Raw genomic sequence first — 14,680 nt, forward strand, 5'->3', positions numbered from 1 at the left:
CGCATCGATCGCGATGCGCGGACCAGGGCACGACAGGCTTGAACATGGCAGTTGTACTCGCCGATCACCGCAGGGCGGCCGGACCGCAGCTTCGCGGCCGGACCCCTTTCGGCTGACATGGCAACCGATCGCCAAATCTCGGTGCCGGCGCGGCCGGGCGGACGGGTGCGGCCGTGCGTGCCTCGTGGCGGGAGGCGGCGCGGCGCCTAGACACCGCGGCCGTTCAGTTCCTCGGTGAGTTTGAGGAGCGCGGCGTGGTCCAGGTGCCCGTCGCCGCGGGCGACCAGCGCGCGCACCAGTTGCGTCACGGCGGCGGTGAGCGGCAGGGACAGGCCCGCCGCGGCGGCCGTGTCCTGCACGATGCCCAGGTCCTTGGCGTGCAGGGCGAGCCGGAACCCGGGCCGGTAGGAGCGCCCCAGGAAGGCCGGCCGCTTGCGCTCCAGGACCGTGCTCCCCGCCAGCCCGCCGCCGATCACGTCCAGGGCGGCGGGCAGGTCCGCGCCCTGCGCATCCAGGAAGGCGACGGCCTCGGCGACCATCTGGATGTTGCCCGCCACGATGAGCTGGTTCGCCGCTTTGACGACCTGCCCCGCGCCGATCGGCCCCACGTGCACGATGGTCCTTCCCATCGCCTCGAACACCGGCAGCGCGGCCGAGAAGTGCTCCTTCGACCCGCCCACCATGATCGACAGGACGCCGTCGACGGCACCCGCCTCCCCGCCGCTGACCGGCGCGTCGAGCATCCCCACCGATTCCGGCACGATCCGCGCCCGGATCTCGCGGGTCGCCGTGGGATCGATGGTGCTCATATCGATCACGAGCGCCCCCGCCCGCAGGTGCGGCACCGCGTCCGTCAGCGCCGAACGGACGTCCGGGGTGTCGGGAAGCATCGTGATGACGACGTCGGCGCCGGAGACCGCCCGCGGCAGGTCGTCCGTCACCGCCAGCCCCGCTTCGAGCGCACCGGCGTGGGCGCGGCCCGGACGCACCACGCCGGTCACCTCGTGTCCGCGCCGCTTCAGGTTGACCGCCATGGGCAGTCCCATGACCCCCAGTCCGATGAATGCGATCGACGTCATTGCGTTTCGTCTTCCCTTCCATTCCGGGGATTCCCAACGAATGCGATTCCGTTTATCGCTCGCGTTCCGCATAGGGACGGCATGTGAGCGGTCACCGCGTCCATGCAGTGGCATGGCAACCGATTGTCATCTACAGTAACCGGGGAACGCGGGCCCCGCCACAGCGCGGTGTCGTGCTCCCCGCGCGTGCGCCGCGTCCGCGGCGCCGCCAGTGGACCAGATCGGGGGTTTCAGTTGCCATCCGCCAGAGACCATGACCGCCTGCTGCCCGGTGAGCCGCGCACCAGGGACATCGCTCGCGGCCTGTACGAGCGCGTGAGGTCGGCCCCGGTCATCTCTCCGCACGGACACGTCCCGGCCGAGACCGTCGCCGGGAACCTGCCCTTCGGCAACCCCGCGGACCTCTTCATCTCCTCGGACCACTACGTCATCCGGCTCCTGCACGCCGCCGGCGAACCCCTCCAGGACCTCGTCGACCCGGGCGGCGACCCCCGGAAGGTGTGGCGCACCTTCGCGCGGCACCAGTCCCACTTCGCCGGAACAGCGGTCGCCGTGTGGTTCGCCGATTCGCTCGAGACGGTGTTCGGCATCCACGAACCGCTCAACGAGGAGAACGCCGACAAGCTCTACGACGCCATCAGCACGGCACTCATGTCTCCCGCGATGCGGCCGCGCGCGCTGTTCGACGCTTTCCGCATCACGGTGCTCGCGACCACCGACGACCCGCTGGACCCGTTGGAGGCGCACGCCGAACTGGCGGCGGATCCGTCGTTCGCCCATCGCGTGCTGCCGACCTTCCGCCCGGACCGCTACATCGATCCCGGTGCAAACGGTTTCCGCGAGAATGTCGAGCGGCTCACCGCCGCCACCGGCGGCGCCCCCGGCTTCAAGGGCTACCTCGACGCGCTGCGGGCCCGCCGCGAGCACTTCCTGCGGCACGGGGCCGTGTCCGTCGACGTCGGCGTCGAGGACCCGTTCACCGCGCAACTGGATCCGCGGGAGGCCGAGCGGCTGTTCGCCCGGGTCATGGGCGGTGGCGCGACGGACGCGGACCGGCGGCTGTTCCGCGGCCACCTGCTCTGGCGGATGGCGGAGATGTCGGTCGAGGACGGCCTGGTGCTGACGCTCCATCCCGGTGTCCGCCGGAACCACTCGACGCGGACCTTCCGCGGCTTCGGCGCCGACACCGGGCACGACATCCCGCTGCGCACCGCCTTCACCGACGAGCTGCGGCCCCTCCTCGAGAGCTTCGGCCTCGAAGCCGGCTTCCACCTCGTGCTGTTCACGGTCGACGAGACCGTCTACTCGCGCGAACTCGCCCCGCTGGCGGGCTTCTACCCGAGCGTCTTCATCGGCGCGCCGTGGTGGTTCCTCGACGCCCCCGACGCCATCCTGCGCTGGCGCGCCGCGATCACCGAGACCGCGGGCTTCTACCGGACCTCGGGCTTCATCGACGACACCCGCGCCTTCCTGTCGATCCCGTCCCGCCACGACGTCTCGCGCCGGGTCGACGCGTCCTTCCTCGCCCGGTACGTCACCGAGGGGCGGCTCGGCCTGCAGATGGCGGAGACCATCATCGACGACCTCGTCGCCACCATCCCGCGGAAGGCCTTCAAGCTGTGACGCCCCCGCTCTCCCGGCCGAACCTCGCCGCCGCGGGCCGGGACTCGGCGGCCGCGCCGGTCCGGATCGTCCACTTCGGGCTCGGCGCCTTCCACCGCGCGCACCAGGCCTGGTACACGCAGCACGCCCGCGACCGCGACCAGTGGGGCATCGCCGCCTTCACCGGGCGCAGCGATCGGAACGCGCGCCTCCTCGACGCGCAGGACGGCCTCTACACGCTGGTCCGGCGCGGCGCCGGCGGCGATACCTCCGAGGTCGTCACCAGCATCGTCCAGGCCCGGCCCGGCTCCGACCTGCCGGCGCTCATCGCGGCCTTCTCCCGGCCGGAGCTGGCGATCGCCACCATCACCGTCACGGAGCGGGGCTACCGCCTGGCATGGGACGGCGGCCTCGACCGCGAGGACGCCGGCCTCACCGCCGACCTCGCCGGACTCGCGTCCGAACCGTTCGGCGGCTTCGCGCCGACCACACTCCTCGGCCGGCTGCTGCTCGGGCTCGACGCCCGGCGCCGGGCCCGGCTGCCCGGAATCGCCGTGGTCCCCTGCGACAACGTGCCGGACAACGGCCGGTTCCTGTCCACCGGACTGCTCCAGGCGGCGGCCGAGGTGGACACCGGGCTGGCGGCGTGGATCTCGGCCGAGGTGAGCTTCGTGTCCACCTCCGTCGACAGGATCACCCCGCGGACCACGGCGGCGGACGTGGCCGCCGTGAACAGGGACGCCCCGTTCCAGGACGCGGCACCGGTGATCACCGAGCCGTTCACCGACTGGGTGCTCAGCGGGGACTTCCCCGCCGGACGCCCGTGCTGGGAGGACGCCGGAGCGCGCTTCACGGCCGATATCGAGCCGTGGGAGCGCCGCAAGCTCTGGATGCTCAACGGCGCCCACACCATGCTGGCGAACGGCGGGCTCGCGCTCGGCCATGAGACCGTCGCGGGCGCGATGGGCGACCCGCGGCTGCGGGAGATGGTCGACGCCCTGTGGGACGAGGCCGCCGCGCAGCTGCCCGCGGAGGTCGAGCCGCCGGCCTATGCGGAGCAGCTCCGGACCCGCTTCGCGAATCCGCGCATCGAGCACCGGCTGGCGCAGATCGCGGCGGACAGCGCGGCGAAGCTGAAGCTGCGCATCATCCCGGTCGCGGTGGCCGAGCGTGCGGCCGGGCGCCCGGCCGGCGCGTGCGCCTTCGCCGTCGCCTGCTGGGCCGCCGCCTCGGTGGTCGGGGACGTCGAGACCGCCGTCCACGCCCTGTCTCCCGTCCTGGCCGCGGACGGCGGCTTCGTCGACGCGGTCCGCCGCGGCCTGGACGAGCTCGGCCGCCGCGGCGCGGCCTGAGCAGCGCGGACGGGCATCGTCCGCGCCGGCGGGTGCCGGACGCTCCGCCCGTTCCGGCGGGACGTCCATAACTTGGCAACCGATTGACAAAATCTCCGCGACTGCCATACGCTGCCGCAACTCGGGGCTCCGCCGGACGCGGAAGTCTCCGCCTCTGGAACATCTGCGTCTCTGGAACATCTCCGTCCTTGGAACAAGGGAGTCCACCACGATGCCGTCTCCTTCGGAGGAACGAGAGATCCGCAGCGTCCTGGCGACCGTGCTCTACCAGCCCCACGAGATCGACCTGCTCCGCGCCGCCTTCGCTCCCGCCGAGTTCGTGCACCTCCACCCCGGCGACGCGGAGGGCATCGCCGAGGCACTGGAGCACGCGGATGTCGCTGTGCTGCCCATCGACCTCGACGACCGCTTCCTCAAGGCGCCGAAACTGCGCTGGGTGCACTGCGACCACTCCGGACTGACCCGGTCGGCCCGTCCCGAGGTCTTCGAGAAGGGGCTGATCGTGACCGGCTCGGCCGGCCGCTCCGCACCCGCGCTCGCCCAGCACGGGTTCTTCTTCGCCCTCGCGCTCACCTTCGACGCCAGGCGGCTGTTGGAGAAGCAGGCCGAGCACGTGTGGCGCGGCATCCCCGACTACCACCACCGGCTGGCCCTGTGGGGCAAGACGCTCGGCATCGTCGGATTCGGGCACACCGGGCGTGAGATGGCCGAACTCGGCAGGGCCTTCGGCATGCGCGTCGTCGCGCTCCGGCGCCAGGCCGGCCGGACCCATCCCGCCGTGGACCTCATGCTCGCCACCGACGCGGGCGACTCCCTGGACACGCTCATCGCGGAGGCCGACGTGATCATGCTGGCCGCGCCGCTGAGCGACGAGACCTACCACCTGTTCTCCACCGAGCAGTTCGCCTCGATGAAGGACGACGCCTACATCATCAACATGGCGCGCGGACCGGTCATCGACCAGGACGCCCTCATCGACGCCCTGCGAACCGGCCAGATCGCCGGAGCGGGCCTGGACGTCACCGACCCCGAGCCGCTGCCGGCCGAATCCCCGCTGTGGGACCTGCCGAACGTCATCATCACACCGCACATGACGCCCATGCTGCCCGACCGCACGCAGCGCTCGATCGACATGATCGTCGAGAACATCGGCCGGTACCGCCGCGGTGAGCCCCTGCTCAACGCCCTCGGCCCTCGCGACATCTTCACCAGGAGGTAGCCACTCTCCCCGATACCGCCATTCCTCGCGGCACCGCAGCACAAAGGAGCTCAGCCCATGTCACAGTTCAAACCGCGCCGACCGGCGACCGGCGCCGCCATCGCGGTCCTCGCCATCGCCCTCACGGCCTGCGGGGGCCCAGGCGGATCCCAGGACGAGGGCGCGGCGACCCTCACCTTCGGTGTGCAGGCGCCGCCGAACTCACTCGACCCGGCACAGCTCCACGACGGGACGCAGCGGTACGTCTGGGGCTCTCTCTACGACACCCTCATCTACAGCGACAACGAAGGCGAACTCCAGCCCGCCGCCGCCGAGAGCTGGGAGTACTCCGAGGACGCCAGGACACTCACCCTCCGGCTGCGCGATGACATGACCTTCAGCGACGGGGACCCGGTGACCTCCGAGGCCGTGCGGGTCACGCTGGAACGGACCCGGGACACCGCGGGACCCCAGCAGAACAACCTCGGCGCGATCGAGTCGGTCGACACCCCCGACGAGCACACCGTGGTCCTCAACCTGAGCGAGCCCGACCCGAACCTGCTCGTCGCCCTGGCCTTCGGCTCGGGTGTCATCGGCGACCCCGACACCATCGACGACGAGAGCACCGCTCTCAACCCGGTCGGCTCGGGTCCCTACGTCCTCAACCGCGAGGAGACCGTCGACGGATCCACCTACGTCCTCGAACGCCGCGACGACCACTGGAACGCGGACGCCTACCCGTTCGAGACGGTCACGGTGCGCGCGATCCAGGACCGGACCGCGCTCTTCAACGCGCTGCTCACCGGAGAGCTGGACGCGGGCACCGTCGACGAGACGCAGGCCGGGCAGGTGGAAAGGGCCGGCTTCACGCTGCAGCGCGTCGACGGCATCTCGGTCGGGCAGATCGTGATCGCCGACCGGGCCGGCGAGGTGGTGCCGGCGCTCGCGGACGTGCGGGTCCGGCAGGCCATCAACCTCGCCTTCGACCGCCAGGGGATCATCGACGCCATCTTCCTCGGCCTGGGCCAGCCGACCACGCAGATCTTCAACACGCTCTCGCCCGCGTTCGTCGAGGAGCTCAACGGCGAGTACGAGTACGCCCCCGACCGGGCGAGGGAGCTGCTGGCCGAGGCCGGGTACCCCGACGGGTTCACCCTCACGATGCCGGCGAACCTCTTCGTCCAGCAGGTGCAGCCGACGATCACGCAGGCGCTCGCCGACATCGGCATCACGGTGGAGTGGGAGCCCGTGCCGGCGCAGCAGTCCGGGCAGACCACCAACTGGGGGATGTACTTCAACCTCGGCGCGGTCGCGCCCCCGTCCAGAACGGTGGCGCTGTACTTCGAGGAGTCCGGATCGCAGAACCCCTTCGGGACGACGGACCCCGAGCTGGACGGGCTGCTCGAGGATCTGGCCGCGGAGACCGATCCGGAGGCGGCGAACGGGATCTACCGGGAGATCAATGCCTTCGCGGTGGAGAACGCCTGGTCCGCGCCCATCTTCCTGCAGAGCACCAACTGGGCGACCAGGGACGGAGTGGAGTACGTCGGAACCGCGAACGCCCTGTTCGACATCCGCGTGTTCGCCCTGAGCCGGTAGGCCGAGCAGTAATGTCGACCGGTCGCCAGAGCAGTCCATGGCAACCGGTCGACACCCGTTCCCCGATTGGCCTCGGACGCTCCGGAGACGGCACGTACACGCACGGAGCCAAGCGGTATGATCCCACGAGGACGGGCCGCGGACGGTCGTTGACAGCCCTCGAAATCGTGACCTCGCGTCATCAGATCTGACGCTGTTCTTCTGGAATGAGTTGGTGTGGCGCCCCGCAAGCAGAGCACAGCATCGGCTACGGGCCGCACGCGGCCTCCGGCGACGATCTATGACGTCGCACGCCTCAGCGGAGTGAGCCCGTCGACGGTCTCCCGGGCGCTGAACAAGCCGGGGCGGCTGAACGGAGCGACCGAGCAGCGGATCCGCGAGGTGGCCGAGGCGGTCGGGTACCGGCTGAACCCCATGGCGCGGGCGCTGCCGACCGGCCGGACCCAGATGATCGCGCTCATCCTGTCCGACATCACCAATCCGGTCTTCTTCGAACTGGTCCGCGGCGCCGAGCGGGTGGCCGCGAGCCGCGGCTACATCCTCATTCTCGCCGAGAGCCAGGAGTCCGCCGATCTCGAGCACCGGACCGCCCAGCGCCTGCTCGGATCGGTCGACGGACTGGTGCTGGTCTCCGCCCGCCTGGAGAACACGGCCATCCGGACCCTCAGCGAGCAGAAGCCCCTGCTCGTCGTCAACCGCAGGCTGCGCGGCACGCCGAGCCTCGTCCCCGACGTCGGACCGGGGATCGAGGACGCGCTCGACCACCTCCAAGAGCTCGGGCACTCATCGCTCGCCTATCTCGCGGGTCCGGCCAAGTCCTGGATGAGCCGGCTGCGCGAACAGACCCTCAAGAACGCCGCCGACGAGCGGGGCATGGGCGTGCGGACGATCGGGCCGAACGACCCCACGCTGGCGGGCGGCGCGGCGGCTCTGCCCGCGCTGTCGGGCACGACGGCGAGCGCGGTGCTCGCCTACAACGACCTCATGGCCATCGGCCTGCTCCAGGCGTGCCAGGGAGCCGGAATCACCGTGCCCGACGATCTGAGCATCATCGGATTCGACGACATCTTCGGCTCGGATTTCACCTCTCCGCCGATCACCACCATCCGCACGCCGCTCGGCCGACTGGGCGAAGAGGCGGCGCGGCGGCTCATCGCGAGCCTCGATGACGACGACACCGGTTCCGCGGTCGATCTGACGACCGAGTTCGTCATCCGCAATTCGACCGCTCGCGTAAAGGTCTGACCGCCCGTTCCGGGAACCACTGGAAAGGCGCCGTCCTCCGACCGCCCTGGCAACCGATTGCATTCTACCGACCCCACCCCGAACGACAGGAGACGACGCCGTGACGAACGGGGCCATGAACGTGTCCCTCGGCCACACCGGCACCCCGGCGGCCGCACCCGAAACGATCGTCTTCGTCAACTCCCTCGCGACCACGGGACGGATGTGGGACGGCGTCGTCGCGGAGCTTCCCCCCGGTCACCGCGTGGTCCGCTACGACCAGCGCGACCGCGGCGGGATCCACGGGCGCCGGCCGTTCGAACTCGACGACCTGGTCACTGACCTGTTCGCGGTCATGGACGCCGCGAACGCCCCCACCGCCCATGTCGTCGGCGTCTCCCTGGGCGGCATCGTCGGCCTGCGGGCCGCGGCCCGCGAACCGCGCCGCGTCGCGTCGCTCACCGCGATGTGCTGCGCCGCGCGCTTCTCCCGGGACGTCTGGGTGGAGCGGGGCCGCGTGGTGCGGTCGGCCGGCTTCGCGTCGATCGTCCCCGGAATCATCGACCGCTGGTTCACCCCCGAGTTCCAGCGGCGAGCCCCGCACGTCGTAAGCGGCTTCCGCACCATGCTGGAAGCCACCGATCCCCTGGGGTACGCGTACGCCAGCGATCTGCTGGCATCAGCGGACGTCCGCGACGACCTCCCCTCGATCACCGCGCCGACGCTCGTCATCAGCGGAGAGGCCGACACCGCCAATCCCGTCGCCGACCAGGTGATGATCGCCAAGGCCGTTCCGAACGCCCGCCACGCGACTCTGCCGCGGACAGCGCACCTCGCCCCGGCCGCCGAGCCCGCCCGTGTCGCACGATTGATCCACAACCACATCACCTCCGCGCTGCAGCGCTAGTACGCGCGACCGCGCCAACCCGGCAGGAGGCCGGATGGATTTCCCCGGTCCGGAGCCGCGCGCCGGCGTCCCTGCTGAGGCCCCGGGCACGGCCCGGACGAGAGTGCGCCCGCCCGGGCCGTGCCGGTAACGGGGTCAGCCGAGTTCGATGTAGTCCAGTTCGGCGTAGTCGGTGGCGCCGGGGAAGCCGGGGGCGCCCTTGGCGAGGCGGATGCGGTTGTGGCCGGGTTCCAGGTGGACCGTGGTGGTGACGGTCGGGCCGAAGGTGCCCCAGCCCGAGGTCGGCGGGTAGCCGACCGTCCGCCAGGGGCCGCCGTTGACGGACAGGCCCTGGGTGGAGGTCCGGGTGCCGCCGTTGGCGTAGCCGATGGTGAGGGTGTAGTCGCCCGCCTCGGGGGCCTGGACCAGGAAGTCGACGTAGCTGTCGGTGCGGGGGTCGCCGGAGTTGTCGATCCTGCCGACGTAGCCGCTGTTGGACGCGGTGGGCGACTCCAGGCGCAGGGCTCGGTAGACCGACGCGTTCTCCGCCTCGTAGCGGTGCGGGTGGGCGGGTTCGCCCTGGGCCGGGCGGATGGCGAGGTGGTAGCCGCGGGTGCGGTCCATGTCGGGCAGCTCGACGGAGAGCCGGCCGCCGCTGACCTGGTGGATGCCGGTGGACTCGACGGTCGGCTCGGGCACGTGGGTGAACCGCCCGGCCGCCGGGGTGGACTCCAGCAGCACCTCGACCTGGGGGCCGAAGTCCGCCAGGCCGGTCAGGTCGATGGTGGCGGGGCCGTCGCCGTCGCCGAAGACGACGTGCGCGACACCGCGGGCGGCGTCGTAGGAGGCGAAGCCGTCCAGGCCGATCTGCGCCGCCGGGGTGGTGGCGACCATGTTCCCGGACATGTCGCCGTACCACTTGTACAGCCACCACATCCCGGTCGGCTGGTCGTTGTTCACCACCAGCCCGTTGACGGTGCCGTACTCGTACCAGAAGGCGCGGTTGGCCGAGTCCACGCCGCCGCGCTCCAGCTTGGCGATGTAGCCGGCGATCCGGCCCGGCACGTCGACCTCGCTGGTGGCGGCGTACTCGTTGAGGGCGAGGGGGCGCGGGCTGATGCCCAGCTCGCGCTCCAGCGCCCGGTACTGCTCGATATGGGCGGCCACGGCCGAGGGCGGCGCGGTCAGCTCGTGCCAGCTCACCACGTCGGGCAGGGCGCCGTGGTCGCGGGCGTGGGTGAGGAAGGAGCGCATGTAGCCGGTGTCGAAGCGCGCGGTGCTCGGGCCGATGATCGGGGTGAGGGGGTCGGCCGCGCGCACCCGCTGGAAGGTGCGCACCCATCCCTCGTTGAACGGGCCCGCCTCCTGGGTGTTCCAGGTGTAGTCGGGTTCGTTCCACAGCTCGTAGCCCTCGATGTTGCTCACCGAGGTGGCCGCGAGCCGGTCCTGGACCTGGCGGTCGACCTTGGTCAGCCAGTCCTGCCAGCTCACCCACTGGTAGGGGAAGCGCGGGTAGATGTCGGGCATCCGGATGATCACGCCCGCGCCGACGCGGTCGGCCTGGGGCGCCACGAGCAGGGCGTCGCCGCCGGGCGGCTGCCCGTTGGGCTCGTGCACGGTGCCCGGGGCGGGCTGGGTGACGTTGCGCAGCTGGATCGGGTGCAGCATCTCGTCGGCGGGCCGGTCGTTCTCGATCAGCGCGTACAGCCCGCCGGAGGCGGCGTGGGTGACCGGGCGGATCGGCGCGCCCAGGTCGACGGCCAGGGTGGTGGCCGCCGAGGCCGCGGGGGCGAGGGCCAGCGGGGCGGTCGCGGTCGCCGCGGTGAGGATCGCGGCGAGCCAGCGGGATCGTTTCATCTGCTTCTCCTGGGACGGGGACGGGGTCAGGGTTCGGGTCGTGGGGCGGGAGGCGCCCGCCTCACGTACGGGGCAGCCAGACGCGCATGGTGGACGGTCCGCGCCGGGCCCAGCGGTGGTAGGGCACCAGGCGGACCGGGACGGCCGGGGCCTGCCTGGGTGCCGGCTCGGCCGGGGTGTAGGGGAAGGCTTCGTCGGCCGGTGGCCTGAAGCTCCCGCGCACGATGGCGCCGCCGGGGGCCGGCTCGGGCGGCGCGGAGACGTCCACCCGCAGCTCGTCGAGCTCGCCGCCGTCCTGGTCGGTGGACTCCGCGCACAGTACGACCGGCCCCCGCTGCACGGCGGCGCAGCCGCGGACGGCGTCGATGCGCTCGTCGGGGAAGGTCCAGCGCGGCTGGAGCGGCAGTTCGAGCCGCAGCTCCTCGCCGACCGCGAAGGCGCGCCGCACCACCGCCGGGCCGGGCGGCACCGGACGCCGTCCGCCGGCGTCGGCCAGCACGGCGCCCGTCGCCCAGGACGGCACCCGCAGCGCGATGGTCCACGGTCCGGGGCCGCTCTCGGTGATCCGTACCACGACGGTGCCGTCGTCGGGGTAGCCGGTGCTCACCCGCACCCCGGCGGGCCGGCCGTCGTCGAGCCGGGTGCGCACGTCCATGCCGGCGTACTGGTGGATCTGCACGCCCTCGCCGTCGGCGGTCGCCAGGTAGCCGCCGAGCGAGGCCAGCAGGCGGGCCGCGTTGGGCAGGCAGCACGACACCTCGAACCAGGGTGCCCGCATGCCCCCGCCGAAGCGCAGCCGGGCGCGGTCGGGCGCGGCGGGCTCGGCGGGTACCCGCTGGTGCAGGGTGTTGGCGTAGAAGAAGGCGCGTCCGTCGTCGGCGACGGAGGTAGCGACGATGTTGTACAGCGCGCGCTCGATCACGTCGCCGTAGCGGGTGTCGCCGGTGGCCAGCAGCAGCCGCCAGGCCAGCATCACCGAGGCGACGCCCGCGCAGGTCTCGGAGTAGGCGCGGTCGGCGGGCAGCACGAAGTCCTCGCCGAAGGACTCGCCCTCGTGGTGGGAGCCCATCCCGCCGGTGAGGTAGGTGCGCCGGGCGAGGGTTCGGTCGAACTGGGCCCGGACCGCCTCCAGCAGCTCGGTGTCCCCGGTCTCCACGGCCGTGTCGACCACGCCGCAGGCCAGGTACAGGGCGCGCACGGCATGGCCGCGCAGCACCCGCGCGGTGCGCGGCGGGATGTCGTCGGAGAAGTAGGACCAGCCCAGCGGGTGCTCGGGCAGGGTGCGGTGGCCGCGCCGCTCGACGAAGAGCGCCGCCTGGTCCAGGTAGCGCTGCTCGCCGGTGAGCCGGGCGAACTCCACCAGCGCGGGCTCGATCTCCGGGTGCCCGCACACCCCCGGGTTCCCGTCCGGACCGAAGGCGGCGCACACGTGGTCGGCGACCCGGCGGGCCACCTCCACCAGCTCGTCGAGACCGTGGGTCCTGGCCCGGGCCACCGCCGCCTGCAGCAGGTGCCCGGCGCAGTACAGCTCGTGGCCGAAGGCGAGGTCGCTGTAGCGGGCCGGCTGCCCCGGGCCGCCGAAGGCGGTGCCGAGGTAGCCGTCGCCGTCCTGCGCGGCGGCCAGCACCCCGGCCAGTCCGCCGATCCGCGCCGCCCAGTCCTGACCGGGGTCCCTGGTCCGGCCCGCCTCCCAGGCCATCGCCTCCAGCAGCTTGTAGACCTCGGAGTCGGAGAACTCCAGCCCGCGCCGGGTGCCGGGCGCCGGGGCGGGGCGGCCGGTCCAGCCGAGCCGGTCCATCCAGTCGCGGCAGTGCTCGATGGTGGCGGTCCCGTTGGTCTGCTGGCGCCGGTGCCAGAAGCCGCCGGTCAGCCGTACCTCGGCCAGTCCGAGCGGGCGCAGCGCCCCGCGCGAGGGGACGACCGGCCGGCCGCCGGCCTGGCCGGCCGGCGCCTTGTTCAGCTGGGATGAGGCGGTCATGGGGTCCTTTCGTCGGCGGGGACGGGGCGGGGCGGCCGGGCGGGGTCAGCCCTTGAGCGCGCCCGAGGTGAAGCCGCGCACGTAGTGCCGCTGCAGCAGCAGGAACAGGGCCGTGCAGGGCACCGCCGAGACGATGACGCCCGCCTGCAGCGCGCCGAAGTCGATCGCGCCGTGGCTGCTGGACCGCATCGCGGCCAGTGCCGTGGGCAGGGTGAGCAGGCTGTCGTCGGACAGCAGCATCAGCGGCGCGATGAACTCGTTCCACGAAGCCAGGAAGGCGAACAGGCCGACGGTGACCATGGCGGGCACGACGACCGGGATGAGGACCCGCACCAGCGTGCGCACCGGTCCGCAGCCGTCGATGAGGGCGGCCTCGTCCAGGTCGCGCGGCACGCCGTCGAAGGCGTTGCGCATCATGAACAGTGCGAACGGCAGCTGGAACATGGTGAGCACCAGGGCGAGGCCGAGGTGGGAGTTCTCCAGGCCCAGCCGTCCGAGCAGGACGTACAGCGGCACCAGCAGGGTCGGGTACGGCACCATCAGGATGCCCAGGGTGACCAGGAACAGCAGGTCGCGGCCTGGGAAGCGGAAGCGGGCCGCCGCGTAGCCGCCGAGGGTGGCGGCGGTGAGGGTGCCCGCCACCGTCAGCAGGGAGACCACCAGGCTGTTGGCGGTGTATTGGGGCAGCCCGGCGCCGTACTCGGCCAGCCGCCGGTAGTTGTCCAGCCCGACGCCCTCGGCGCCGCCGGCGGCCCTCGGTCCGCGCACCGACGCCCACGCGGTCCACAGCAGCGGGGCGAGGAACAGGACCGCCAGCGCCAGCAGCGTGGTGTGCCGGCCGGTGGCCGTGATCCGCACCAGGATCCGGCGGCGCCGGCCGGCCCGCCGGGAGGCCGGCGGTGTCGCGGCCGCGGACGCGGGTGGCAGGCTCATCGCCGGTCTCCTCGCTCGCGAAGGATGGACAGCTGGACCACGTTCCCGACCACCAGGACGAGCGCCACCAGGACCGACATGGCCGCGGCCACGCCGACGTCGAGCAGAGTGAAGGCCTGCCGGTAGACGGTCATCACCACGGTGACGGTGGAGTTGTCGGGGCCGCCGCTGGTGAGCAGCACGAACTGCTCGAAGGCCAGCAGCGAGCCGGTGACGCACAGCGTCAGCGCCAGGGCCAGCGTCGGCCGCAGCAGCGGCAGGGTCACGTGGCGCAGGGTGCGCCACCAGCCGGCGCCGTCCACCCGCGCCGCCTCGTACACGTCGTCGGGAATCGCCTGCAGGCCGGTGAGCAGCACCAGCATGTAGAAGCCGGCGAAGCGCCAGGTGATCATCAAGACGGTGGACCACAGGGCGGCGCCGGGGGTGCCGAACCAGTCGACGGTGCCGTCGCCGATGCCCAGCGCCGCCAGCAGCGGCCCGAGCGGGCCGGCCTCGTCGCTGAAGATGACGTACCAGAGCAGGCTGGCCACGGCGAGGCCGACCACCGCGGGCTGGAAGAACGCGGTGCGGGCCAGGCCGACGCCCCGGCCCGGCCGCTGCACCAGCAGCGCCAGGCCGAGGGAGAGGGTGAGCAGCACCACCGTGGTGACCGCGGTGTACTTCAGGGTGAACACGACCGCCTCGACGAAGAGCCGGTCCTGGACGGCCAGCGCGTAGTTGCGGCCGCCGGAGAACGCGGGCGCGCCCAGCAGCGGCCAGTCGTGCAGCGACATCCACCCGGCCAGGCCGACCGGGACGACGAAGAGCACCGCCACCACGGCGGCCAGCGGCAGCGAGAGCACGATCCCCGTGCGCGCCTCGCGGGCGCGCCGCCCGGCCCCCGGGCGGGGGCTCGGCCGGGACCGGGCGGTTTCGGGCGGGGCGGGGAACAGGGCCGGGGACGCGGTGGGGGGCAAGGCGCCTCCTGTCGGG

At 72.4% G+C, this 14,680-nt stretch carries 11 protein-coding genes; 6 read left to right on the forward strand and 5 right to left on the reverse strand.

Going from position 1 to position 14,680, the window contains the following annotated elements; translation table 11 throughout:
* Positions 1-206 precede the first annotated feature (206 nt).
* Positions 207-1,151 (reverse strand): NAD(P)-dependent oxidoreductase, encoded by a 945-nt coding sequence (locus tag CLV72_RS22290; RefSeq protein WP_342755685.1) that lies wholly within the window; start codon positions 1,149-1,151, stop codon positions 207-209.
* Positions 1,152-1,313: 162 nt separating this feature from the next.
* Between CLV72_RS22290 and uxaC the strand changes: the two genes are divergently transcribed.
* The 6 genes from uxaC to CLV72_RS22320 all read left to right on the forward strand — a co-directional run bounded on the left by uxaC (position 1,314) and on the right by CLV72_RS22320 (position 8,961).
* Complete coding sequence (uxaC, locus tag CLV72_RS22295; RefSeq protein WP_211303040.1) at positions 1,314-2,702, forward strand: glucuronate isomerase; 1,389 nt, start codon at positions 1,314-1,316, stop codon at positions 2,700-2,702.
* Entirely contained in the window at positions 2,699-4,033 is a 1,335-nt protein-coding gene (locus tag CLV72_RS22300) for a mannitol dehydrogenase family protein (RefSeq protein ID WP_106249843.1), read from the forward strand. Before uxaC ends, CLV72_RS22300 begins: the two co-directional genes overlap by 4 nt.
* 211 nt (positions 4,034-4,244) lie before the next feature.
* Positions 4,245-5,252 carry a D-2-hydroxyacid dehydrogenase gene (locus tag CLV72_RS22305; RefSeq protein ID WP_106249845.1) on the forward strand — a complete coding sequence of 336 codons (1,008 nt, stop codon included), beginning with the start codon at positions 4,245-4,247 and terminating at the stop codon, positions 5,250-5,252.
* Positions 5,253-5,309: 57 nt separating this feature from the next.
* Positions 5,310-6,830 (forward strand): ABC transporter substrate-binding protein, encoded by a 1,521-nt coding sequence (locus CLV72_RS22310; RefSeq protein WP_106249847.1) that lies wholly within the window; start codon positions 5,310-5,312, stop codon positions 6,828-6,830.
* A 216-nt stretch (positions 6,831-7,046) separates the two neighbouring features.
* Positions 7,047-8,075, forward strand: coding sequence for a LacI family DNA-binding transcriptional regulator (locus tag CLV72_RS22315; protein WP_106249849.1), 1,029 nt, complete (start codon positions 7,047-7,049; stop codon positions 8,073-8,075).
* Between the two features lie 100 nt (positions 8,076-8,175).
* The gene (locus CLV72_RS22320; protein ID WP_146159526.1) at positions 8,176-8,961 is read left to right on the forward strand and encodes an alpha/beta fold hydrolase; all 786 of its coding nucleotides are present in this window, start codon (positions 8,176-8,178) and stop codon (positions 8,959-8,961) included.
* A 135-nt stretch (positions 8,962-9,096) separates the two neighbouring features.
* Here CLV72_RS22320 and CLV72_RS32345 read toward each other — a convergent pair whose 3' ends face one another.
* From CLV72_RS32345 to CLV72_RS22340, 4 genes are all read right to left on the reverse strand, one after another.
* The gene (locus CLV72_RS32345; RefSeq protein ID WP_170141076.1) at positions 9,097-10,797 is read right to left on the reverse strand and encodes a carbohydrate-binding protein; all 1,701 of its coding nucleotides are present in this window, start codon (positions 10,795-10,797) and stop codon (positions 9,097-9,099) included.
* 61 nt (positions 10,798-10,858) lie between these two features.
* A complete protein-coding gene (locus CLV72_RS22330) occupies positions 10,859-12,775 on the reverse strand; it encodes a glycoside hydrolase family 127 protein (protein ID WP_106249855.1) in 1,917 nt (638 codons plus the stop codon).
* Between the two features lie 45 nt (positions 12,776-12,820).
* Entirely contained in the window at positions 12,821-13,708 is an 888-nt protein-coding gene (locus tag CLV72_RS22335; protein WP_106249857.1) for a carbohydrate ABC transporter permease, read from the reverse strand.
* On the reverse strand, positions 13,705-14,664 hold the full coding sequence (locus CLV72_RS22340; protein ID WP_106249859.1) for a carbohydrate ABC transporter permease: 960 nt from the start codon (positions 14,662-14,664) through the stop codon (positions 13,705-13,707). The genes CLV72_RS22335 and CLV72_RS22340 overlap by 4 nt, the downstream gene beginning before the upstream one ends.
* Positions 14,665-14,680: the final 16 nt, after the last annotated feature.

This window comes from Allonocardiopsis opalescens, from assembly GCF_003002095.1.
GTDB classification, from domain to species: Bacteria; Actinomycetota; Actinomycetes; order Streptosporangiales; family Streptosporangiaceae; genus Allonocardiopsis; species Allonocardiopsis opalescens.